The 21,781-nt window shown below is 70.0% G+C and carries 20 protein-coding genes; 11 read left to right on the top strand and 9 right to left on the bottom strand.

All coding sequences use genetic code 11. The annotated features are described in order from the left end of the window. The first annotated feature begins 70 nt into the window (after positions 1-70). Positions 71-1,153, top strand: a complete 1,083-nt coding sequence (locus QTH87_RS05585; RefSeq protein WP_286607553.1) for an MBL fold metallo-hydrolase — start codon at positions 71-73, stop codon at positions 1,151-1,153. Here the strand turns inward: QTH87_RS05585 and alkB are convergent. The 3 genes from alkB to ada are packed head-to-tail and all read right to left on the bottom strand — an operon-like array spanning position 1,131 to position 3,562. Beyond that, positions 1,131-1,775, bottom strand: a complete 645-nt coding sequence (gene alkB / locus QTH87_RS05580) for a DNA oxidative demethylase AlkB (RefSeq protein ID WP_286607552.1) — start codon at positions 1,773-1,775, stop codon at positions 1,131-1,133. The genes QTH87_RS05585 and alkB overlap by 23 nt on opposite strands. 6 nt (positions 1,776-1,781) lie before the next feature. Then, complete coding sequence (locus QTH87_RS05575; protein ID WP_286607551.1) at positions 1,782-2,489, bottom strand: 2OG-Fe(II) oxygenase; 708 nt, start codon at positions 2,487-2,489, stop codon at positions 1,782-1,784. Then, positions 2,486-3,562 (bottom strand): bifunctional DNA-binding transcriptional regulator/O6-methylguanine-DNA methyltransferase Ada, encoded by a 1,077-nt coding sequence (gene ada / locus QTH87_RS05570; protein WP_286607550.1) that lies wholly within the window; start codon positions 3,560-3,562, stop codon positions 2,486-2,488. The genes QTH87_RS05575 and ada overlap by 4 nt, the downstream gene beginning before the upstream one ends. Positions 3,563-3,748: 186 nt before the next feature. Between ada and QTH87_RS05565 the strand changes: the two genes are divergently transcribed. Then, entirely contained in the window at positions 3,749-5,356 is a 1,608-nt protein-coding gene (locus QTH87_RS05565; protein ID WP_286607549.1) for an OpgD/OpgG family glucan biosynthesis protein, read from the top strand. A 21-nt stretch (positions 5,357-5,377) separates the two neighbouring features. Here the strand turns inward: QTH87_RS05565 and QTH87_RS05560 are convergent, their stop codons facing one another. Further along, positions 5,378-5,785, bottom strand: a complete 408-nt coding sequence (locus QTH87_RS05560) for an FKBP-type peptidyl-prolyl cis-trans isomerase (protein ID WP_286607548.1) — start codon at positions 5,783-5,785, stop codon at positions 5,378-5,380. 122 nt (positions 5,786-5,907) lie between these two features. Between QTH87_RS05560 and QTH87_RS05555 the strand changes: the two genes are divergently transcribed. The 3 genes from QTH87_RS05555 to QTH87_RS05545 are packed head-to-tail and all read left to right on the top strand — an operon-like array spanning position 5,908 to position 8,677. Beyond that, positions 5,908-7,302, top strand: a complete 1,395-nt coding sequence (locus tag QTH87_RS05555) for an ethanolamine ammonia-lyase subunit EutB (protein WP_286607547.1) — start codon at positions 5,908-5,910, stop codon at positions 7,300-7,302. After that, positions 7,299-8,066: an ethanolamine ammonia-lyase subunit EutC gene (gene eutC / locus QTH87_RS05550; protein WP_286607546.1), complete on the top strand. Its 768-nt coding sequence runs from the start codon at positions 7,299-7,301 to the stop codon at positions 8,064-8,066. Before QTH87_RS05555 ends, eutC begins: the two co-directional genes overlap by 4 nt. Positions 8,067-8,098: 32 nt before the next feature. Further along, the gene (locus QTH87_RS05545) at positions 8,099-8,677 is read left to right on the top strand and encodes a peroxidase-related enzyme (protein WP_286607544.1); all 579 of its coding nucleotides are present in this window, start codon (positions 8,099-8,101) and stop codon (positions 8,675-8,677) included. Between the two features lie 12 nt (positions 8,678-8,689). On the opposite strand, the gene QTH87_RS05540 is transcribed toward QTH87_RS05545, so the two are convergent. Both QTH87_RS05540 and QTH87_RS05535 read right to left on the bottom strand, forming a co-directional pair. Continuing rightward, positions 8,690-10,381, bottom strand: coding sequence for a phosphoethanolamine transferase (locus QTH87_RS05540; RefSeq protein ID WP_286608035.1), 1,692 nt, complete (start codon positions 10,379-10,381; stop codon positions 8,690-8,692). Positions 10,382-10,517: 136 nt separating this feature from the next. Next, positions 10,518-11,219 (bottom strand): phosphatase PAP2 family protein, encoded by a 702-nt coding sequence (locus QTH87_RS05535; RefSeq protein WP_444812741.1) that lies wholly within the window; start codon positions 11,217-11,219, stop codon positions 10,518-10,520. A gap of 110 nt (positions 11,220-11,329) precedes the next feature. Here QTH87_RS05535 and QTH87_RS05530 point away from each other — a divergent pair, with 110 nt between their 5' ends. Further along, positions 11,330-12,007 (top strand): response regulator, encoded by a 678-nt coding sequence (locus QTH87_RS05530; RefSeq protein ID WP_286607541.1) that lies wholly within the window; start codon positions 11,330-11,332, stop codon positions 12,005-12,007. After that, positions 12,004-13,377 (top strand): sensor histidine kinase, encoded by a 1,374-nt coding sequence (locus tag QTH87_RS05525; protein ID WP_286607539.1) that lies wholly within the window; start codon positions 12,004-12,006, stop codon positions 13,375-13,377. Before QTH87_RS05530 ends, QTH87_RS05525 begins: the two co-directional genes overlap by 4 nt. A 13-nt stretch (positions 13,378-13,390) precedes the next feature. Here the strand turns inward: QTH87_RS05525 and QTH87_RS05520 are convergent, their stop codons facing one another. After that, positions 13,391-13,813 (bottom strand): acyl-CoA thioesterase, encoded by a 423-nt coding sequence (locus tag QTH87_RS05520; RefSeq protein WP_286607537.1) that lies wholly within the window; start codon positions 13,811-13,813, stop codon positions 13,391-13,393. A gap of 118 nt (positions 13,814-13,931) precedes the next feature. On the opposite strand from QTH87_RS05520, the gene QTH87_RS05515 reads away from it, so the two are divergent. Further along, positions 13,932-15,629, top strand: coding sequence for an electron transfer flavoprotein-ubiquinone oxidoreductase (locus QTH87_RS05515; protein ID WP_286607534.1), 1,698 nt, complete (start codon positions 13,932-13,934; stop codon positions 15,627-15,629). 138 nt (positions 15,630-15,767) lie between these two features. On the opposite strand, the gene cysE is transcribed toward QTH87_RS05515, so the two are convergent. Both cysE and QTH87_RS05505 read right to left on the bottom strand, forming a co-directional pair. Next, positions 15,768-16,541 (bottom strand): serine O-acetyltransferase, encoded by a 774-nt coding sequence (gene cysE, locus QTH87_RS05510; RefSeq protein ID WP_286607532.1) that lies wholly within the window; start codon positions 16,539-16,541, stop codon positions 15,768-15,770. Between the two features lie 33 nt (positions 16,542-16,574). Further along, entirely contained in the window at positions 16,575-17,333 is a 759-nt protein-coding gene (locus QTH87_RS05505) for an RNA methyltransferase (protein ID WP_286607530.1), read from the bottom strand. A gap of 105 nt (positions 17,334-17,438) precedes the next feature. Here QTH87_RS05505 and QTH87_RS05500 point away from each other — a divergent pair, with 105 nt between their 5' ends. The 3 genes from QTH87_RS05500 to QTH87_RS05490 are packed head-to-tail and all read left to right on the top strand — an operon-like array spanning position 17,439 to position 21,780. After that, positions 17,439-18,473, top strand: coding sequence for an inositol monophosphatase family protein (locus QTH87_RS05500; protein ID WP_286607528.1), 1,035 nt, complete (start codon positions 17,439-17,441; stop codon positions 18,471-18,473). After that, a complete protein-coding gene (locus tag QTH87_RS05495; protein ID WP_286607527.1) occupies positions 18,473-20,719 on the top strand; it encodes an FUSC family protein in 2,247 nt (748 codons plus the stop codon). The genes QTH87_RS05500 and QTH87_RS05495 overlap by 1 nt, the downstream gene beginning before the upstream one ends. After that, positions 20,716-21,780, top strand: coding sequence for a mechanosensitive ion channel family protein (locus QTH87_RS05490; RefSeq protein ID WP_286607526.1), 1,065 nt, complete (start codon positions 20,716-20,718; stop codon positions 21,778-21,780). Before QTH87_RS05495 ends, QTH87_RS05490 begins: the two co-directional genes overlap by 4 nt. Position 21,781 lies beyond the last annotated feature (1 nt).

Genomic DNA, 21,781 nt, shown 5'->3' with positions numbered 1-21,781 from the left:
ATTGGCCCACCCTGGCATACCTTCGCGACCCCGGAAGTAGTATGAACAGGCCCTAGTCTTCGGCACCGCCATGAACCCCTATCACGATCCCGCCAAGCCGCATCACCGCGCCGACGGCTTCCAGAACAACTACCTCGAGTTCCAGCCGAAGAGCCTGTCGGAGGTGCTCCGCTGGCGCCGCGAGGCCGCACGCCTGCGCCTGCCGCCGAAGCCGCTCGCGCCCACGCCGCGCGTCGTGCCCGAACTGGCCTGGCTGCGCGCCAATGCCGCCGCGGGCGCGGCGATGCAGCCGGCCGTCACCTGGATCGGCCATGCGACCGCCATGGTGCAGCTGGGCGGAATCACGCTGCTGACCGATCCGATGTTCTCGCACCGCGCCTCGCCATTGCCGTTGGTCGGCCCGCGTCGGCATGCGGCGCCCGGGCTGGCGCTGGCCGAATTGCCGCACGTCGACCTGGTGCTGGTCTCGCACAACCACTACGACCATCTCGACGCCGCCTCGGTGGCGGCGCTCAACCGCCAGCCCGGCGGACCGCCGCTGTTCGCGGTGCCGCTCGGACTCAAGCCCTGGCTCGCGGCGCGCGGCATCACGCGCACCGTGGAGCTCGACTGGTGGGACCGGCAGCGCCTCGAAGGCCCGCTGGGTGCGGTCGAGGTGGCGCTGGTGCCGGCGCAGCACTGGTCCTCGCGCAGTCCGCGCGATGCGATGGCGACGCTGTGGGGCGGCTTCGCGATGCTCGCGCCCGACTGTCACCTGCTGTTCACGGGCGACACCGGCTATTCGCGCGACTTCGGCGACATCCGCGAGCACTTCGGCGACCGTCAGACCAAGGCGCAGGGCGGCGGCTTCGACCTGGCGCTGATCCCGATCGGCGCCTACGCACCGCGCTGGTTCATGCGCGACCAGCATGTCGACGTGGCCGAGGCGCTGCGCATCCACGCCGATCTCGGCGCCAAGCGCTCGCTCGGCATCCACTGGGGCGTGTTCCAGCTCACCGACGAGGCGCTCGACGAGCCGCCGCGCAAGCTCGCCGAACTGCGCGCGCTCCGCGAGATGCCCGAGGAGGAGTTCTTCGTCACCGCGATCGGCGAGACGCGGCGGCTCGCGCCGCGCGTGCCGCTGGGCCCGCTCACCCCGCTTTGCGGAACGTAAGGTTGATGCGGCAGTCGCCCAGCAGCGGATGGCTGCCATCCTTCAACGGCAACACGCCATGGAAGTGCAGCCGCGCCGGCCCGCCCCAAACGACCACGTCGCCATGCGCGAGCGGCACGCGACGCGGTCGCTCGCCGCGCGTCGCGCCTCCGAACTGGAACACCGCCGGCAGGCCCAGCGACATCGAGACGATCGGCTGCCGCAGGTCGCGCTCGTCGCGGTCCTGGTGCAGCGAGAGGCGGGTGCCGGGCCGGTAGCGATTGATCAGGCAGGCATCGGGCGCGAAGCCGTCGAAGCCCGCGGCCGCCGCGGCGCGCGCGGCCAGTGCGGCGAAGGGCTCGGGCATGGCCGGCCAGGGGCGGCCGCCCTCGGGGTCGATGGCGTCGTAGCGATAGCCGCTCCGGTCGCTGACCCAGCCGAGCGCGCCGCAGTTGGTCATCGCGACCGACATCGTGAAGCCGCCCGGCGTCACGAGATGCCGGAACGGTGCCTGCTCGGTGACCGCCTGCACCGCTGCAAGCAGTGCGGCCTGGTGGCTCGACGCGAACTGCCGCAGCACCACGGCGCCCGGCTCGAGCGGTTCCGTCGATGGGGCGTCGGGTTCGAAGAGATCCGGCGTCATCGGTGTTCAGGCCGCATCGTGGAAGATGATGCCGAGCGTATGGCGCTGCCCCGACCTCACCCGGCTCACGCCGTGGCGCAGGTTCACGCGATAGCTGCCGCGCGTGCCCTGCACGGGCCGGTGCTGCACGGCGATCACGGCCGCGTCGCCCTGGTGGCGCAGCGCAAGCACCATCGGCCGCGACTGCATGCGCGGACGCTGCTCGGTCATGACGAACTCGCCGCCCGTGAAATCGCGCCCGGGCTCCGACAGCAGCACCACGAGCTGCAGCGGGAAGACCTCCTCGCCATAGAGATCCTGGTGCAGGCAGTTGTAGTCGCCCGCGCCGTACTGCAGCAGCAGCGGCGTGGCCCGCGACTGGCCGGCCGCATGGCAGCGGGCGATGAACTCGGCGTGCTGCGGGGGATAGCGCGTGTCGACGCCCATCACCTCGTTCCAGCGGTTGGCAATCGGCGCCAGCCGCGGATACACCGACTCGCGCAAGCCTTCGACCAGCCCCGGCAACGGATAGTCGAAGTACTTGTACTCGCCGCGGCCGAAGCCGTGGCGTTCCATCACGACGCGGCTGCGGAAAGGCGCCGGGAGGGCATAGAGCGCCGCCATCGACCGACATTGCTCGGCGGTAAGCAGGCCGCCGATGACCGCATGGCCCTGGGCGTCGAGCGCGTCCTCGACACCGGACCAGTCGACGCCATCGATGTCGCGCGCGCTCACGAGTCCTGCGCCTCGCGCCGCAGCAGCGTGCCCTTGCGATCGACGCCCCAGCGGTAGCCCGACAGGCTGCCGTCGCTGCGCACCACGCGATGGCAGGGAATCGCGACCGCGAGCGTGTTGGCGCCGCAGGCCTGGGCCACGGCGCGCACCGATTTCGGGGCGCCGATGCGCTCGGCGATCTGGCTGTAGCTCGCGGTCGTCCCGGGTGGAATCTCGCGCAGAGCCTGCCAGACACGCTGCTGGAAGGCGGTGCCGCGCAGGTCCAGCGGCAGGTCGAGCCCCAGCGCGGGCGCCTCGACGAAGCCGATGACCTTCGCCACCAGCGCCTCGAAGGCGGCATCGCCGCCGATCAGCCGGGCCTTCGGGAAGCGGTCCTGCAACTCGCGCGCGAGGCGGTCGGGGTCATCGCCCAGTGCGATCGCGCAGACGCCGCGTTCGCTCTGCGCGACCAGGATCGCGCCGAGCGCGCACTGGCCGATCGCGAAGCGGATCTCGGTGTCGGCCCCGCCCGCGCGCCAGGCGCTGGGTGTCATGCCGAGCATGCCGTCGGCTTCGGCGTAGAAGCGGCCGTTGGAGTTGTAGCCGGCGTCGTAGATGGCGTCCGTGACCGTGTCGCTGCGCGCGAGCGCGGCCCGCACCCGGCCTGCTCGGTGCGCCGTCGCATAGGCCTTGGGCGTCAGCCCGGTGACTTCCCTGAATCGGCGGTGCAGGTGCGAGGCGCTCAGGCCTGCGCGCTCGGCCAGTTCTTCGAGTGTGGGCGCCTGCTCGGCCTGCTCGATGTAGCGGCACAGTCCGGCCACCAGTTCGGCATCGCGTTCGGCACGCACGGGCTGGTCCGGCTTGCAGCGCTTGCAGGGCCGGAAGCCGGCGCGCTCGGCATCCGCCGCACTCGCATGGAAGGCCACGTTCTCGGGCCGCGCGGGCCGCGCCGCACACGACGGCCGACAGTAGACGCCGGTGGTCCGCACCGAATAGAAGAAGCGGTCGTCGGCGTCGCGATCGCGCGCGGCGACCCGCGCCCAGCGCGGATCGCTCACGGTGGCCAGTGCGCGCAGTTCATTGCTGTCCTTCATGTTCATCGCGGTCCTCGACGGTGTTGAGTTTCGATGGGTCCACTGTAGAAAGGAAGGCCCGCATGCGCACTCCGGGTCTTGCTTTCGAATTCGAGGTCCATGGCCCGGCATGTAGGACCACGCGGCAGCGGCAGGCGCCACAAACCTACGGCCTGCCGCCGCCGGCATCGCTAGCATGCAGGCCACATGATCGATCGTCGCTCACTTCTCGGCGCAACGGGCGCCTCGCTCGCGCTGGCGGCCCTCGGCCTGCCTGCAGATGCCCTCGCCGCCCAGGGCCTCCAGCTCGGCCGTCCGGCGCCCTTCTCGTTCGACCGCCTGGTCGCGCTTTCCAGGACGCTCGCCGCCAGCCCCTATCTCGCGGACCGTTCGCTGCCCGCCGATGTGCTGCAGCGCATCGACTACGACGCCCACGGCAGGATCCGCTTCGACACCGACCATGCGCTGTTCCGCAACGGTCCCGGGCCATTCCCGGTCAGCTTCTTCCACCTCGGGCGCTTCTTTCCGGTGCCGGTCCACATGTTCGTGCTCGAGAGTGCGGCCGGCGACGGTTTCGCGCGTGAGATCCTGTACGACGCGGCCGCCTTCTCGATGCCTGCCGACAGCCCGGCGCGCAAGCTGCCGGACGGCGCCGGCTTCGCGGGCTTCAAGGTGCAGGAGAGCCGCCTCGGCGACCAGGGCCGGCTGCCCTGGCAGAAGAACGACTGGGTGGCTTTCCTGGGCGCCTCGTACTTCCGCGCCATCGGCGAGCTGTACCAGTACGGCCTGTCGGCGCGCGGCATCGCGCTCGACGCCGCGGTACCGGACCGGCCCGAGGAGTTTCCCGACTTCACGCGCTTCTACTTCGAGCCGCCCGCCGAGGGCTCGGATGCGATGACGATCTACGCGCTGCTCGAGGGACCGAGTCTCGCGGGGGCCTACAAGTTCGTGCTGACGCGCGGCAAGGGCGTGCTGATGGACATCGAGTGCCGCCTCTTCCTGCGCCGCGAGGTGCAGCGCTTTGGCCTGGCGCCGCTGACCTCGATGTTCTGGTATTCGGAATCCCAGAAGCCGACCGCCATCGACTGGCGCCCCGAGGTCCACGACTCCGACGGCCTGGCGATGTGGAACGGCGCCGGCGAACGCATCTGGCGCCCGCTCAACAACCCGACGCAGACCCGGGCATCGACCTTCAGCGACAACAATCCCAAGGGCTTCGGCCTGTTGCAGCGCGACCGCAGCTTCGACCACTACCAGGACGGCGTGTACTACGAGAAGCGCCCCAGCCTCTGGGTCGAGCCGGTGGGCAGCTGGGGCGAAGGCCAGGTACAGCTGATCGAGATCCCGACCGACGACGAGATCCACGACAACGTGCTGGCCTGCTGGGTGCCCAAGGCGCCGGCCGCGGCGGGCTCGAGCGTGACCCTCAAGTACCGCCTGCACTGGACCGCCGAGGAGCCCTTTCCGTCACCGCTGGCGCGCTGCATCGCGACCCGCATGGGACGCGGCGGACAGCCCGGGCAGCCGCGACCGGCGGGCGTGCGCAAGTTCATGGTCGAGTTCATCGGCAAGCCGCTGGAGACGCTGCCCTCGGGCGTGAAGCCCGAGCTGGTGCTGACGGCAGCCCGCGGCAAGTTCTCGTACGTGTTTTCCGAGGCGGTGCCGAACGGCGTTCCGGGCCACTGGCGCGCGCAGTTCGACTTCACGCCCGAAGGCAACGAGCCGGTGGACATGCGGCTCTACTTGCGCAACGGGGACCAGACCTTGTCGGAGACCTGGCTGTTCCAGTATCAGCCCGGAGGCAACGTCGGTTGAGACGGCGCCGCCCGGACTGCATCACTTCCCCTTGACCGCGATCAGCTCGATCTCGAAGTTCAGGGTCGCATTCGGCGGAATCACGCCACCCGCACCGCGCGAGCCATAGGCGATGCCCGGGGGGCAGGTCAGCTTGGCCTTGCCGCCGACCTTCATGAGCTGGACGCCCTCGGTCCAGCAGGGGATCACGCCGTTGAGCGGGAACTCGGTCGGCTCGCCGCGCTTGTACGAGCTGTCGAACTCCTTGCCGTCGGGGAAGGTGCCGCGGTAGTGCACCTTGACCACGTCGGTGGCGGCCGGCGAGGCGCCCTTGCCTTCGGTCAGCGACTGGAACACCAGGCCGCTGGGCTTGGTGACGGGCGCCGTCTGCGCGAAGGCGCTCGGCAGGACGATGGAAGAAACGACGGCTGCGAAAAGAATGGATCGCACGGCAGGCCCTTGGTTGAATGATGAAACGGGCCCATTATTGCCGGGCCGGGAGCCCCCTGGCACCGCTCTTGCACGCGTCCTCCGACGCATTCGACGCACCTGACGACTCCACGGACCTCACCATGCGCTACCGGACGACGATCGAATCGCAGGCCTTCGAATTCGAGGACCTGCGCCAGGTCATGGCCTTCGCGAGTCCGGCCCGCTCGGGCGACCAGCTGGCCGGCATCGCCGCCGACACCGCGCAGCAGCGCATGGCGGCGCGCCACGTGCTCGCCGAGACGCCGCTCGGGCAATTCCTCACCGAAGCCCTGGTGCCCTACGAAGCGGACAACATCACCCGCCTGATCATCGACGGCCACGACGCCACGGCCTTCGCGCCGGTGTCGCACCTGACGGTCGGCGACTTCCGCAACTGGCTGCTGTCGGACCGCGCGGACACCGCGGCGCTCACCGCGCTCGCGCCCGGCCTCACGCCCGAGATGGTGGCCGCGGTCTCCAAGCTGATGCGCAACCAGGACCTCGTGGCGGTGGCGCGCAAGTGCAGCGTGGTCACGCGCTTTCGCGACACCATCGGACTCCCTGGCCGTCTCTCGGTGCGGCTGCAGCCCAACCATCCGACGGACGATCTGCGCGGCGTCGCCGCCTCGATGCTCGACGGCCTGCTGATGGGTTCGGGCGACGCCGTGATCGGACTCAACCCGGCCTCGGACAGCATGCCCGTGCTCGGCGACCTGCTGCGCCTGATGGACGAGGTGATCCAGCGCTTCGAGATCCCGACCCAGAGCTGCGTGCTGACCCATGTCACGAACACCCTGAAGCTGGCCGAGTCGGGCGCACCGATCGACCTCGTCTTCCAGTCGATCGGCGGCACCGAGAAGACCAACCTCTCGTTCGGCGTCACGCCCGAACTGCTCGACGAGGCCCATGCGGCAGCGCAATCGCTCGGGCGCGGCACCGTGGGCCGCAATGTGATGTATTTCGAGACCGGCCAGGGCAGCGCGCTGTCGGCGAACGCGAACTTCGGCGTCGACCAGCAGACCTGCGAGGCGCGCGCCTATGCGCTCGCGCGGCGCTACCAGCCGCTGCTGATCAACACCGTGGTCGGCTTCATCGGGCCCGAGTACCTCTACGACGGCAAGCAGATCATCCGGGCCGGCCTGGAGGACCACTTCTGCGGCAAGCTCATGGGCCTGCCGATCGGCTGCGACATCTGCTACACCAACCATGCCGAGGCCGACCAGGACGACATGGACACGCTGCTGGTGCTGCTGGGTACCGCGGGCATCAACTTCATCATGGGCGTGCCGGGTGCCGACGACGTGATGCTCAACTACCAGAGCACCTCCTTCCACGATGCGCTGTTCCTGCGCCAGACACTGGGCCTCGCGCGGGCACCGGAGTTCGAGGCCTGGCTGGCACGCATGCAGATCACCGATGCCGCGGGCCGGCTGCAGCCGCCCGCGGCCAACCGACTGCTGGCAGACATGGGTGCGTTGAAGGGCCTTGCGCCATGAGCGACGAACCCATCGTCACCGCAAGCCCCCTGGGCGACTGGCGCCGGGCCACGCCGGCGCGGCTCGCACTGGGCCGCGCAGGCGCCGGCATGCCGACCGACGAGGTGCTGCGCTTCGGCTGGGCCCACGCGATGGCGCGCGATGCGATCCATGCGGCGCTGGATCTGCCCGCGCTCGAGGCCGCGCTGCGCGCCGAAGGCTTCGAGCCGCTGCAGGTGCGCAGCCGCGCGCCCGATCGCACGAGCTACCTGCGCCGCCCCGACCTCGGCCGCCAGCTCGATCCCGGCGATGCCGAACGCCTGCGCGCGCTCGGCGCCGCGCCGGCCGATGTATGCATCGTGATCGGTGACGGCCTCTCGTCGCTCGCAGTGGATCGACAGGCGGTGCCGCTGCTCGCGGCCCTGCGCGTGCATCTGGCGCCCGAGCTCTCGCTGGCGCCGGTGGTGGTCGTCGCATCGCAGTCGCGGGTCGCGCTGGCCGACGAGGTCGGCGAGGCGCTCGGCGCGCGCCTGTCGATCATGCTGATCGGCGAGCGGCCCGGCCTCAGCTCGCCCGACAGCCTCGGCATCTACGTCACGCACGCACCCCGGCGCGGTCGCCACGACGCCGAGCGCAATTGCATCTCGAACGTGCGCCCCGAAGGCCTGGGCCATGCCGCCGCCGCCTTCAAGCTCGGCTGGCTTCTGCGCGAGGCGCTGCGCCTCGGGCTGACCGGCGTCGAACTCAAGGACCACAGCGACCGGGACCTGCTCGACTCCCTATGATCGGGCGCTTGCCCGATCCCAAGGAGACATGCATGACCGAACGCTACCCGCTGGCCGAACTCAAGGACCTCCCCGAGGACATCCGCACCCAGGTGCTCGCGGTGCAGGAGAAGGCCGGCTTCGTGCCCAACGTGTTCCTCGGCCTGGCGCGCCGCCCGGCCGAATGGCGCGCCTTCTTCGCCTACCACGACGCGCTGATGCTGAAGGAGGAAGGCTCGCTGACCAAGGGCGACCGCGAGATGATCGTGACCGCCACCAGCGCGGTCAACAAGTGCCTCTATTGCGTGGTGGCGCACGGCGCGCTGCTGCGCATCTACGAGAAGAAGCCGCTGGTGGCCGACCAGGTGGCCGTCAACTGGCGAAAGGCCGACATCACGCCGCGCCAGCACGCGATGCTCGCGTTCGCGATGAAGGTCTGCGAGCACTCCGACCAGATCGACGAAGGCGACTTCGCAGCGCTGCATGCCCATGGCTTCGACGACGAGGACATCTGGGACATCGCGTCGATCACGGCCTTCTTCGGCCTCTCGAACCGGATCGCGAGCTTCAGCGGCATGCAGCCGAACCCGGAGTTCTTCCTGATGGGCCGGGTCCCGCGCGAGAAGAAGTAGCGTCGACGAGCCCTAGCGCGCGGCGACCGCGTCACCGCCGCGGCATGAGGCGAGCGCATCGAGCGCGGGCTTGTAACTCGGGGTCGTCACGTCCATGAGGCCGAGCACCGTGTGAAAGAGGTTGTCGTGCGTGAGCGGCGTGTCGAGCCCGGCCGTCATGCAGGCGGACGACAGCCTGCGGCGCGCCTTCATGCCGTCGCCCATCCAGCTGACCATGGGCACGTGCTTCTGCACTTCCGGCGCGAAGTTGTAGGGCAGGCCGTGCAGGAAGAGGCCGTACTCGCCCAGCGATTCGCCATGGTCGCTCAGGTAGAGCAGCGCCGGGTCGTAGTGGCCGGACTGTGCCTTGAGCCAGTCGATGGTCTTGCCGAGGAAGCGGTCCGTGTAGGCAATCGAGTTGTCGTACGCGTTCATGAGCTCTGAATGGCTGCACTCGGCCAGCGCGTTGCTCGTGCATTCGGGCAGGAATCGCTTGGCGTCGGGCGACGAGCGCTTGGAATACGCGGGCCCGTGGCTGCCCATCTGGTGCATCACGAGCACCACGCCCTTCGCCCTGCGTTCGGCCGGCAGCGTGGCCAGGCGCGCGTCCAGGTTGCGCAGCATGACGTCGTCGAGGCACTCGTCGCCGTCGCAGAGCGCGGCCTTGACGCCGTCCTCGAGCTGGTCGGAGGCCGAGGCATGCGGGACCCGGTCGCAGACGCCCTTGCAGCCGCCGGCCTGGTTGTCAAGCCAGAACACCGCAAGGCCCGAAGCCTGGAGCACGTCCATCAGGTTCTCGTAGTCGTCCTTGCGCACTTCGTAGCCCAGCTTGCCGAGCGGCGAGAACATGCACGGCACCGAGGCCAGCGTGTTGGTACCGCAGGAGTGCACGTCGCGCCAGCTCAGCACCTGCCGCGCCGCCAGCTCGGGCGTGGTGTCGCGCGCATAGCCGTTGAGCGAGAAGTGATCGGCGCGCGCGGTCTCGCCCACCACCAGCACGAACAGCGGCGGCTTCGACTGCGCTGCGTAGCTCGCGCCGAGCGCGGTGCCGGCCGTGATCGGCACCAGCCTGCGGCTGTGCTTGAACATCGGCCGGATCGTGGCGGAGGCCGTCGAATAGAGGCTCGCGACCGGATTCATCATGTAGCGCAGGCCGACGTTGTTGCGCATCAACGGCGCGAGTTGCCGGTTCATGACCATGGCGCCGCCAGCGGCAACGACCGCAACCGCGAGCAGCAGCAGTCCGTTGCGCCAGGCCTGCGACAGCAGCGGCTGCGGCAAGAGCCGCACGCGCCAGATGGCCCAGCCAGGCAAGGCGCAGACCCACAGCAGGTTGAACGCGAGCCGCCAGCTCAGCAGGTCGCGCACCTCGGCCGGATCGGTCTGCAGCGCGTTGGCGAGCATGGTCGGGTCCATCACCACGTGGTAGCTCAGCATGTAGTGCTGCACGCCCGCGGCCAGCAGCACGATGCCGAACCAGAGCGGCTTCATCCAGCGCGTCCAGGCCGTCAAGGACAGCAGCGCCACCGTGCCGCAGACCGTGAGCAACGCCATCGACGCGATCGAGGGCAGGTAGACGCTGGGCGCGCCGCCGATGCGCGCGAGTTCGATCCACAGCGGCCAGTTGGCGGCCAGCGCGAGATAGAGGCCGAGCCACACCACCACCTGGCGCGGCGAGCGCGGACGCGCCATCCAGGCATCGACGGCGGCCCAGGGCGTGGCCATCGCATCGTGCGTGCCGCGCTGCGGGGCGTTGCGGGAATCGTTGCGGGAATCGAGGGAGGCGGGCGTGCGCGGCGCAGGAAATCGAAGCATCCTGCAAGGCTATGAACCGGGACTGAAAAGTCCCTGAACCTCTCGATCAGCTTTCGTTCAGATTCGGCACGGCCACGCGGCCCGCGCGACGCGCGCGCAGGCGCGCGCCGGCCTCCATCGCCACGTCGATCGCGTAGGCCGTGACCCAGCAGAGCCAGCCGGTCCACAGCGTGTGGCTCATGAAGTGGGCGCCGCGCAGCTGTTGCGCCAGGCCGAGCGCCAGCCCGGCCGCGAGAGCGCCGGCGAACCAGATGCGCGCCACCGACGGCGCGGTGCGACGGAAGGCGAACCAGCCCCCCAGGTAGGCAAAGGCCGCCGACGCGTGGCCGGCCGGGAAGCACATGCCCGAGCCGCCGTCGCGCACGCCCCATGCCCAGTGCGATACGTGCTGCGCCACGCCGCCGAAGGCCTGCAGCTCCCAGGGGCAGCTGGTGCGGCTGGTGTACTTGAGCATCGAGATGACCAGCACGCTGGCCAGGGCCGTGACGGCGAGCTGCACCCGGCCGCGCGCATCGAACCGGCGCAGCACGCCGAACGGCCAGCGGATGGCCGCGAACAGCGCCACCACCAGCAGCCAGCTCAGCGACTTGGCGCCCTCATGCATCACCTTCACGAGAAAGGCGTTGTCGCGCAGCGGGAAACCCATCGGCGTACCCGCCAGGCCGGCCAGCGCGACGTCGAGCCCGCCGGCATCCCACAGCAGGAGCAGGATCAGCGCGACCACGGTGGCGGCAAAAGGACGGGGCAAGGCGGCTGGGCGAATCATGCGGCGCAAGTCTGCAATCCGGTTCTGAACGCCGGCTGAAGAACAGGTGGCCTAGACTCCAGGGCTTACAAGAAAAAGAGTGGAGCTCGAACGTGCGAATCCTGCTGGTCGAAGACGACGCCGCGCTCGCAGGCGCGGTCTGCAGCTACCTCGAGGCCAAGGCTTTCGTGGTCGACGTCGCTCCCGGCCTGGCCGAGGCCCGCGCGGCACTGGTGGCGGTGCAGTACGCGGCCGTGCTGCTCGACCTGCACCTGGGTGACGGCGACGGCCTGTCGCTGCTGCCCAGCGTGCGGGCGCTGCGCGAGCGCCCGATCGTGATCGTGCTCACTGCACGCGACCAGGTCACGGACCGCATCCGCGGCCTCGACGCCGGCGCCGACGACTACCTGATCAAGCCCTACGACCCGGCCGAACTGCTGGCGCGGCTGCGAGCGGTCGAGCGCCGCCGCAGCACCAGCAGCGCACCGGTGCTTCGCCTGGGCACGCTCGAGATCGATCTCGCGCGCGACCTGGTGCGCAAGGACGGCCTGCCGATCACGCTGACGCAGAAGGAATGGGCGCTGCTGCGCGTCATGGCGACGCGGCCCGATCGAATCCACACGCGCGAGAACCTGGCCGATGCGCTCTACGGCTTCGGCGACGAGGCCGACAGCAACACGCTGGAGGTGTTCATCAGCCGGCTGCGCCGCAAGCTCGGACGCAGCCACATCCAGACCCTGCGCGGCCTGGGCTACCGCCTCTCCTACGCGCCCGAGGAAGACGACGAATGAAGGCGCGGGTGATCGACCGGCTCCGCGCCGGACATCTGGGCCAGAGCGACTCGCTGGCCGGCCGGCTCACGCGCACGCTGATCGTCTGGGTCGGCGGCGTCTGGCTGCTGTGCGTGCTGGGCGTGGTCTGGTACGTGGACCGCGAGATCAACCACAACTTCGACAGCGAGCTGGTCGAGGTCTCGCACCGCATGTTCGACATGGCGGTGCAGGAACTCGACAAGCTGCAGAACGAGCGCCCCGACACGCGGCGCACGCTGATCGCACCGCGACAGCTGTTTCCCACCGACGCCGTGATCTACCAGGTGGTGGACCTGCACGAGCGGGTGCTGCTGCGCTCGGCCGAGGCGCCGGTGAACGCCTTCGACGTGCCGCTCGCACCGGGCTTCGCGAACAACGAATCCTGGCGCATCTACACGGTGCGTCATCCCACGCGGGAACTCTTCTTCCAGGTCGCCGATCCGCTCGACGAGCGCCGCACTGCACTCAACCGCACGCTGTTCGGGCTCATCATTCCGCTCGGCGCGGTGCTGCCGCTGCTGGCGCTGGTGCTGCGCAACGTGGCGCGCACCGAGCTGCGCGTGCTGCAGCGGCTGGCGGGCGAGATCGAGCAGCGCAGCGGCACCGACCTGCGCCCCATCCGGCTGCCGGGGCTGCCGAAGGAACTGCGCTCGGTGGGCGATCACGTCAACCAGCTGCTCGAGCGCCTTTCACAGTCGCTCGACGTCGAGCGCGCATTGGCGTCCAATGCCGCGCACGAGCTGCGCACCCCGCTCGCGGCTGCGCGCTTGCGGCTGCAGACTGCGCTCGAACACGAGCTCAAGCGCGAGGACGTGCAGGCCGCGCTCGATGCGCTGCAGATGCTGGGCCACCGCACCGAGAAGCTGCTGCAGCTGTCGCGCGCCGAATCGGGCGCCTCGCTGACGCGTTCTCCGATCGACCTCGTCCAGCTGGCAGGCACGGTGGCGCAGGAGTTCTGGCAGGACCCGCGCGTCAACGAGCGGCTCTCGCTCAAGGTGCCCGAGGACCAGGAGGCACCGGTCGGCCTCGGCGACGTCGACGCGCTCGCCATCGCGCTGCGCAACCTGGTCGAGAACGGGCTGCGCTACGGCCACGGCCGGGTGGTGATCGAGGTGATGGCGCCCTGCACGCTCGCCGTGCGCGACTTCGGCCCCGGCGTCAGCGCCGAGCAGCTCAGCACGCTGCAGCACCGCCACGTGCGCCATGGATCGGACCGCGCCGGCTACGGCCTCGGCATGTCGATCGTCGCCACCATCGTCGAGAAGCTCGGCGCCCGGCTCGAACTGAATTCACCGCCCGCGGGTGCCACGAGCGGCTTCGAAGCCCGGATCGTGATGCGCCCGGCCTGAAGGCCCGGACCCGCTACGCGCCTACCAGCGCGCGCAGCCAGTCCGGCAGCGGCAGCGCCTTCTGCTTCGGGAAGTCGACCCAGATGGTGGTCGCGCCGCCGGCGGCGCAGATCACGTCGGGCGCGTCGGCGCGCGCCATCGTGCCCCAGGTCTCGAAGGTGGTGCGGGCCGGATCGCTCACGTACATGCGCAGCAGCACGTCGCCCGGATACTCGAGCTGGCGATAGAAATTGCAGAAGGCGTTGACGATCACCATGCCGTGGCCTGCGGGCGCCGGCTCCTGGCCGATCGAGTGCATCCAGTCGATGCGTGCGGTCTCGAGATAGCGAAAGTAGCTGGCGTTGTTGAGATGGCCCATGGCGTCCATGTCGCCCCATCGGATCGGGATGGTCGTCTCGTAGACCAGCTTCTTGCGCTCGGGGATTTCGATTCTCATGCATGTGCCTCGATGGAGTCGCCCAGGCGACGCCCGGGGACGGAAGCGGGCGACGCATAAAATGGCGCCGCCCGCCGCGGTGCCTCGCACCCTCAAAATCATTATCGAGTAGACCCACATGACGAATGACGAAATCCTCGCCCAGTTCGGCCCCCGCGAATCCATGGAATACGACGTGGTCGTGGTGGGCGCCGGCCCGGGCGGCCTTGCGACCGCCATCCGCCTGAAGCAGCTGGCCGCCACGCATGGCAAGGAGATCTCGGTCGTGGTGCTCGAGAAGGGCTCCGAACCCGGCGCCCACATCCTCTCGGGCGCGATCATGGATCCGCGCGCGCTCTACGAGCTGATTCCCGACTGGAAGGAACTCGGCGCGCCGCTCAACCAGCCGGTCACGCGCGACACCTTCCTCATGATGAGCGAGACGGGCGCCACGCGGGTGCCGAACTTCGCGCTGCCGGCCAACTTCCACAACGACGGCAACTACATCGTGAGCCTCGGCAACGTGGTGCGCTGGCTCGCTCAGCAGGCCGAGGCCCTCGGCGTCGAGATCTTCGCGGGCTTCCCGGCGGCCGAGGTGCTCTACACCGAAGACGGCAAGGTGCGCGGCGTCGCCACCGGCAACCTCGGCATCGGCAAGGACGGCGAGCCGACCGAGAACTTCCAGCTCGGCATGGAGCTGCTCGGCAAGTACACGGTGTTCGCCGAAGGCGCGCGCGGCCACCTGGGCCGCCAGCTGATCGCGAAGTACAAGCTCGACGAGGGCAAGGACCCGCAGAGCTACGGCATCGGCATCAAGGAGCTGTGGGAGATCGACCCGGCGCGTCACGAACCCGGCCTGGCGGTGCACACGGCCGGCTGGCCGCTGCCCTCGGACACCTATGGCGGCTCGTTCCTCTATCACGCCGAGAACAACCAGCTCGTGATCGGCTACGTGGTCGGCCTGGACTACCAGAACCCCTACATGAGCCCGTTCGAGGAGTTCCAGCGCTTCAAGACGCATCCGAACATCCGCTGGTACTTCGAAGGCCAGGACAAGGGCCTGAAGGCGCCGAAGCGCCTGAGCTACGGCGCGCGAGCGATCACCGCGGGCGGACTGCTGTCGCTGCCCAAGACCGTGTTCCCGGGCGGCGCGCTGGTGGGCTGCGAGGCGGGCTACCTCAACGCGAGCCGCATCAAGGGCAGCCATGCCGCGATCAAGACCGGCATGATGGCCGCCGAAGCCGCCTTCGAGGCCGTGACGGCCGGTCGCCAGCAGGACGAGCTGTCGGCCTATCCGGCGGCCTTCGAGAAGAGCTGGCTGCATGCCGAGCTCAACCGCGCGCGCAACTTCAAGCAGTGGTTCAAGAAGGGCCTGGCGATCGGCACGCTGATGACCGGCATCGAGCAGAAGGTGCTGGGCGGCCACATCCCGTGGACCATCCACCGCCAGCAGCCCGACAACGAGCGCCTGAAGCGCGCGGCCGCCAGCAAGAAGATCGACTACCCCAAGCCCGACGGCAAGCTCACCTTCGACCGGCTCTCCTCGGTGTTCATCAGCAACACCAACCACGAGGAGAACCAGCCCGCGCACCTGACGCTCAAGAACGCCGCGGTGCCCACCACCATCAACCTGCCCGAGTACGCGGGCCCCGAGCAGCGCTACTGCCCGGCCGGCGTGTACGAGTTCGTGCCCGATGGCGAAGGCGGCAAGCAGAAGCTGCAGATCAACGCGCAGAACTGCGTGCACTGCAAGACCTGCGACATCAAGGACCCGACGCAGAACATCGTCTGGGTCACGCCCGAGGGCGGCGGCGGTCCGAACTACGTCGGGATGTAACAGGGCCCCCACGCTCCCCCACTTCGTGTGGGTCGCTGCCCCCCGAGAGGGAAGCAACAGGCCGCCCGTCAGTGCGAAGCGCGGACTTCGCCGCGCTGGCGGCCCGGCGCCGGCCTGGCACCCGCGGCAAAAGCGTGCTTACTTGCCCACCAGCTGCGTCAGTCGCTCGGCCTCGAAGCTGTCGTCGCGCGCCGCATCGCACGGCACGCAGTCCTTCTTGCCGGGCTGTGCCGCAAGCGACTCGATCGCCTGCCACAGCAGCGCGATCTGATGCTCCTGGCCCGCGGCGCTGTCGATCAGGCCGCGCATCGCGAGCGACAGCGGATCGTCTTCGAGCGTGATGCCGTAGGCCGAGAACTTCGGGTCGGCGGTCGTCACGTCGGCGCTGGCGCCGCTCTTCGACGGGATGATGCGCGCCGGGATGCCCACCGCCGTGGCGCCGGCCGGCACCGGCTTGATCACCACCGCATTGCTGCCGATCTTGGCGCCGTCGCCGACCACGAAGCCGCCGAGCACCTTGGCCCCCGCGCTCACGACCACGTTGCGGCCCAGTGTCGGATGCCGCTTGGTGCCCTTGTAGAGGGAGGTGCCGCCGAGCGTCACACCCTGGTAGATGGTGCAGCCGTCGCCGATCTCGGCGGTCTCGCCGACCACCACGCCCATGGCGTGATCGAAGAACACGCGCTCGCCGACCACCGCGCCCGGATGGATCTCGATGCCCGTGAGCCAGCGTGAAAGCTGCGAGACGAAGCGCCCCAGCCACTTGAGGCCGTGGCCCCAGCACCAGTGCGCGAGCCGGTGCAGCACCACGGCATGCAGGCCGGGGTAGAGAGTCAGCACTTCCCAGCGCGTGCGCGCCGCGGGATCGCGGTCGAGGATGCACTGGATGTCGGAGCGCAGGCGCGAGAACATGCGAATTCGTTATATCGATAGCGGGCAGCGAGTCTATCGCCCGGCGTCGTCGCCTGCGGCAGAGGGGGCTTTGGCGCCGCCGGCCGCTTCCGCCATCGATTTGGCGATGCCGCGCAGGATGTGGATCTCCTCGGCCGTCGGCTGGGCGCGGTTGAACAGCTGCTGCAGGCGCGGCATCAGCTTCTTGGGCGCCGCGGGGTCGAGGAAGCCGATCTCCACGAGCGAACGCTCCCAGTGGTCGAGCATGCCGGCCAGCGCCCTGGCGTCGGCCGCGGCCGGCACGGCGGTGGCATCGCGCACCGCGTAGCCGCCCAGTGCCAGTCGCCATTCGTAGGCGATGACCTGGATCGCGGCGCCGAGATTCAGCGAACCGAAGGCGGGATCGGTCGGGATGCTCAGCGCGACGTTGCAACGGTAGACGTCCTCGTTGCGCATGCCGAAGCGCTCGGAGCCGAACAGGAAGGCCACGTGCTGCGCCTCGCCCCGGGCCAGCGGCTCCAGGTGCTCGCGCGGCGTGCGCGTGGGCGGGCCGAAGTCGCGCGGGATCATCGCGGTGGCGCACAGGTGGGTGACGCCGTCGAGTGCCTCGTCCAGGGTCTCGACGATGCGGGCGTTGTTCAGCACGTCGAGCGCGCCGCTCGCGCGCTGGATGGTTTCCTCGCGCCGCAGCACGTTGGCCCAGCGCGGCGCGACCAGCACCAGCTCGCCGAAGCCCATGGTCTTCATGGCGCGCGCGGCGGCGCCGACATTGCCGGCATGGCTGGTCTGGATCAGGATGAAACGGGTACGCATGGAGACGGGTAAAATGCTCCGATTCTCGCCGCCCGCATCGCCGGGCCGCATTCCAGGGGGCCGCCGCTCAACACTCCGGGCCCTTTTTCGTTCTTCGCACAATTCATGTCGTCCCCCAACCTGCACCCCATGCTCAACGTGGCCGTCAAGGCCGCCCGCGCCGCCGGCGCCATCATCAATCGCGCTGCGCTCGACGTCGAGGCCGTGCGGGTGTCACAGAAGCAGGTCAACGACTTCGTGACCGAAGTCGATCACGCGAGCGAGAAGGTCATCATCGAGACCCTGCTCACCGCGTACCCGGGGCACGGCATCCTGGCCGAGGAATCGGGCACCGAGCACGGCGCCAAGGATTCCGACTACGTCTGGATCATCGATCCGCTCGACGGCACCACCAACTTCATCCACGGCTTCCCGGTCTATTGCGTCTCGATCGCGCTGGCAGTCCGCGGCAAGGTCGAGCAGGCGGTCATCTACGACCCGAGCCGAAACGACCTGTTCACGGCCACCAAGGGCCGCGGCGCCTTCATGAACGACCGCCGCCTGCGCGTGAGCAAGCGGACCCGGCTGTCGGAGTGCCTGATCTCCACGGGCTTCCCGTTCCGCACCGGCGACAACTTCAAGCAGTACCTGGCGATCATGGCCGACCTGATGCCGCGCGCCGCGGGCCTGCGCCGCCCGGGCGCGGCCGCGCTCGACCTCGCCTACGTGGCGGCCGGCTTCACCGACGCCTTCTTCGAGACCGGCCTCAACATCTGGGACGTGGCGGCCGGTTCGCTGATCGTCACCGAGGCCGGCGGCCTGATCGGCAACTTCACGGGCGAGCCCGAGTTCCTCGAACAGCGCGAATGCCTGGCCGGCGCGCCGCGCATCTACGGCCAGCTGGTGCCGCTCCTGGCCAAGTACTCGAAGTTCGCCGGCATCGACGACAAGCTGCGCGCCAGCGACCGCATGCGCGCGGTCGACCCCGCCGCCCACGGCGACGACATCTACGCGCGCAGCACCATCGACGCCGCACCTGCAGCGGGCGACGACGCGCCGGAGCCCGCGGCCGCCGCGCCGGCCGCAGCGCCGCGCAAGCTCACGCGCATCCGCCGCGAAGCCCCTGCCGCGCCCGCCGAAGGCGACTCCGCCGCCAAGTGATGGGTGCGCCGCGCGCGGCCGCCCTTCGCAGCCGCGCGGCGATGCGCGTCGCGCTGGGCCACTACATCGCGAACGGCGTGTCGGTGGCCTTCGGGCTGCTGCTGATCTCGGGCGGCGTCCATCTGGTGCTCGGCACCATCGCGGCCACGGCCGCCTCGGTCGGCGTCATCGTGACCGCGCCGCCCGATCTGCCGGGCCCGCGCCGCGGCAAGCTGCTGCAGATGCTGCCGGCGCCGCTGATCGGCCTGCCGCTGTTCTTCCTGGTGCAGCTGCTTCACGCCGCGCCGCTGCGGCTCGGCCTGCTGCTGGTGCCGGCCACCTTCCTGGCCTTCCTCGCGATGGCCTGGGGCAAGCGCGGCATCCCGATCGCGATCGCCGTGATGTTCTCGATGATCTTCTCGATGGCCACGCCGAAGCCGGTCGACATGGCCGAGGCGGTGCAGCGCACGCTGCATTTCGGCCTCGGCGCCGCGCTCTACGTGGTCTATGCGGTGCTGGCCAACCTGGCGCTCAACGCGCGCTACCGCGTGCAGGTGATGGCCGACCTGCTGCTCTCGCTGGCCGCGCTGATGCGCACCGAGGCACGTCAGTTCACGCCGCGCGACGACGCCGACGACATCCGCGAGGTGCCGGCCTCGCTGCTGGGCCAGCTGCTGCGCGAACAGGCGGCGCTGGCCGACCTGCTGCAGGCGGCGCGCGACATCGTGCTCGAATCGCCGCGCACGCCACGGCGCCAGCGCCTCGCGGGCATGCTGATGACGGTGCTCGAGCTGCGCGACCTGCTGCTGGCCAGCGAGCTCGACCTCGACGCCCTCAAGTCCCATCCGGGCCATGCGGCGGCGCTGGTCGAGATGCGGCGCATCCTGGAAGAGCTGGCGGCCGACACCACGGCACTGGCCGATGCGCTGCTGCTGGGACGCCAGCCGGCCGTGGTGATCGATCGGCGCAGCGAACTGTCGGCGATCCGCCTGCAGGACGCCGCGCCCGAATCGCTGCGCGGCCATGCCGGCCCGACCCCGGCCGTGCTGGCACGGGGGCTGGCCAGCCGCATCGGCCACATCAACGACGAGGTGATGCGGCTGTCCGGCCTCGCGCGCGGCGACCGAGAGCCCGACCTCGCGGTGGTGCGCGCCAGCTGGCAGATGTTCGTGAGCCCCACGGAATGGTCGCTGCGGCCCTTCCTCGCGCTCTGGCGCTGGGATGCGCCGCCGCTGCGCCACGCGATCCGCGCGTCGCTGGCGATCGCGGCCGGCTACGGCATCGCGCTGGCCCTGCCCTGGGGCTCGCATGAGTACTGGATCCTGCTGACCATCGTCGTGGTGTTGCGGGGCAGCCTCTCGCAGACGCTCGAGCGCCGCAACAGCCGCGTCGCCGGCACGCTGCTCGGCTGCGTGTTCGCGGTGGCGCTGCTGTCGGCTCACCCGACTGCGCTGGCGCTGCTCGTGGCCATGACGCTGGCCCAGGCGGTGGCGCACGGCTTTGCCGTGAGGCGCTACCTGATCACCTCGGTGGCGGCCACCGTGCTGGGCCTGGTGCAGGCCCACATGCTCAACACCGGCATGAGCCCGACCTTCGCGCTGGTGGAGCGCGTGGCCGACACGCTGATCGGCGCCGCCCTGGCCTGGGCCTTCTGCTACGTGCTGCCCTCCTGGGAGCGCGGGCAGATTCCGGCGCTGGTGGCCCGCGTGCTCAATGCCCAGGCGCGGCATGCGCGGCTCGCGCTCGGCCTCGGCCAGTTGCGCGCGGTCGAGGCCAGCCCCGAACTCGAATGGCGGCTGGCACGCCGCGAAGCCTACGACAGCCTCTCGGCGCTGGTGCAGGCCACGCAGCGCTCGCTGTCGGAGCCACGTGCGGTGCGCCCGCCGCTCGAGCCGCTCGAGCACCTGCAGGCCCACAGCTACCAGCTGCTGGCGCAGCTCAGCGCGGTGAAGTCGATGCTGGTGCTGCGTCGCGACCGCCTCACGCTCGCCGAGATCGAAGGGCCGCTCGCGCGCACCGCCCAGCGCATCGAGGCCGCGATCGGCGCCGCACCGAGCAGCGGCCCGGCCATGCCCGATGCCGCGCCCGCCACCACGCTGGCCGGCCCGATCCCGCTGCCCGACCCGTTCGACAACGACATCTCGCCCTGGCTGCTCCGCCGGCTCGACATCACGACCGGCATCGCTGCCCAGCTGCGCGACGATGCGGCACGCATCCTGCAAACCCTCGCCGAAGAAGGCCCAGAGCCCCTCCCGACCGCCCGATGATCCTGACCCTGTTCGCCCACCCCTGGGCCGGCCCGCTGCTGGCCGCGCTGCTCGTCGTGCCGCTGATGCTGGTCGTGCACCGGCTCGCCGGACTGCTGCTGGAACGCATCACGCGCTCGGTGCCGGTGCTGCATGGGGCGCTGCTCGCGATCAGGCCGGCCGCACGCTGGGTGCTGCCCCTGATCGCGCTGCAGCTCGTCTGGCAGGCCGCACCCGACGACCTGCGCTTCATCGGCCAGGTGAGGCACCTCAACGGCCTGCTGCTGATCGCGGCCGCGACCTGGCTGGCGGTGCGTGCAGTGAGCGGCTTCGCCGAGGGCATGGTGAAGATGCATCCGTCGGACGTGCAGGACAACCTGCAGGCGCGTCGCATCCTGACCCAGACACGGGTGCTGGCGCGCACCGCGAACGCGGTGCTGCTGGTGGCCGGCGCCGCGCTGATGCTCATGACCTTCCCGGGGGCGCGCCAGGTCGGCGCCAGCCTGCTGGCCTCGGCCGGCGTGATCGGCATCGTGGCAGGCCTGGCGGCCAAGCCGGTGTTCAGCAACCTGATCGCGGGGCTGCAGATCGCGCTCGCGCAGCCGATCCGCATCGACGACGTGCTGGTGGTCGAGGGCGAATGGGGCCGGGTCGAGGAGATCACCGGCACCTTCGTGGTGCTGCGCATCTGGGACGACCGCCGGCTGATCCTGCCGCTCACCTACTTCATCGAGAAGCCGTTCCAGAACTGGACCCGGCACGACGCGCAGCTGCTGGGATCGGTGTTCGTGTTCGCCGACTACGGCATGCCGCTGGCGCCGCTGCGCGCCGAGGTCGAGCGCATCGTGCGCGCCGCGCCCGAGTGGGACGGCCGCTTCTTCAACCTGCGCGTGACCGACACCACCGAGCGCTCGATGCAGATCCGCGTGCTGTGCACCGCAGCCTCATCGGCGCTGGCCTTCGACCTGCGCTGCACGGTGCGCGAAGGGCTCATCGAGTTCATGCAGCGCGAATACCCGCAGTTCCTGCCGCGGGTGCGGCTCGAGAGCGAGTCCGCGAGGCAGCCGGCCGCCGCCGGCTGAG

It is taken from the genome of Variovorax jilinensis (assembly GCF_030316885.1).
Lineage (GTDB): Bacteria > Pseudomonadota > Gammaproteobacteria > Burkholderiales > Burkholderiaceae_C > Variovorax > Variovorax jilinensis.
This window is presented reverse-complemented; position numbering and strand designations above follow the sequence as displayed.

Excerpts from the sequence above, each read along its gene's own strand:
- QTH87_RS05505 (WP_286607530.1), bottom strand. The coding sequence starts at position 17,333 with ATGCGTACCCGTTTCATCCTGATCCAGACCAGCCATGCCGGCAATGTC.
- ada (WP_286607550.1), bottom strand. The coding sequence starts at position 3,562 with ATGAAGGACAGCAATGAACTGCGCGCACTGGCCACCGTGAGCGATCCG.
- cysE (WP_286607532.1), bottom strand. The coding sequence starts at position 16,541 with ATGTTCTCGCGCCTGCGCTCCGACATCCAGTGCATCCTCGACCGCGAT.
- QTH87_RS05495 (WP_286607527.1), top strand. The coding sequence starts at position 18,473 with ATGGGTGCGCCGCGCGCGGCCGCCCTTCGCAGCCGCGCGGCGATGCGC.
- QTH87_RS05555 (WP_286607547.1), top strand. The coding sequence starts at position 5,908 with ATGCGCTACCGGACGACGATCGAATCGCAGGCCTTCGAATTCGAGGAC.
- alkB (WP_286607552.1), bottom strand. The coding sequence starts at position 1,775 with ATGACGCCGGATCTCTTCGAACCCGACGCCCCATCGACGGAACCGCTC.
- QTH87_RS05545 (WP_286607544.1), top strand. The coding sequence starts at position 8,099 with ATGACCGAACGCTACCCGCTGGCCGAACTCAAGGACCTCCCCGAGGAC.
- QTH87_RS05515 (WP_286607534.1), top strand. The coding sequence starts at position 13,932 with ATGACGAATGACGAAATCCTCGCCCAGTTCGGCCCCCGCGAATCCATG.
- QTH87_RS05490 (WP_286607526.1), top strand. The coding sequence starts at position 20,716 with ATGATCCTGACCCTGTTCGCCCACCCCTGGGCCGGCCCGCTGCTGGCC.
- QTH87_RS05500 (WP_286607528.1), top strand. The coding sequence starts at position 17,439 with ATGTCGTCCCCCAACCTGCACCCCATGCTCAACGTGGCCGTCAAGGCC.
- QTH87_RS05525 (WP_286607539.1), top strand. The coding sequence starts at position 12,004 with ATGAAGGCGCGGGTGATCGACCGGCTCCGCGCCGGACATCTGGGCCAG.
- QTH87_RS05540 (WP_286608035.1), bottom strand. The coding sequence starts at position 10,381 with ATGGCCACGCCCTGGGCCGCCGTCGATGCCTGGATGGCGCGTCCGCGC.
- eutC (WP_286607546.1), top strand. The coding sequence starts at position 7,299 with ATGAGCGACGAACCCATCGTCACCGCAAGCCCCCTGGGCGACTGGCGC.
- QTH87_RS05520 (WP_286607537.1), bottom strand. The coding sequence starts at position 13,813 with ATGAGAATCGAAATCCCCGAGCGCAAGAAGCTGGTCTACGAGACGACC.
- QTH87_RS05565 (WP_286607549.1), top strand. The coding sequence starts at position 3,749 with ATGATCGATCGTCGCTCACTTCTCGGCGCAACGGGCGCCTCGCTCGCG.
- QTH87_RS05585 (WP_286607553.1), top strand. The coding sequence starts at position 71 with ATGAACCCCTATCACGATCCCGCCAAGCCGCATCACCGCGCCGACGGC.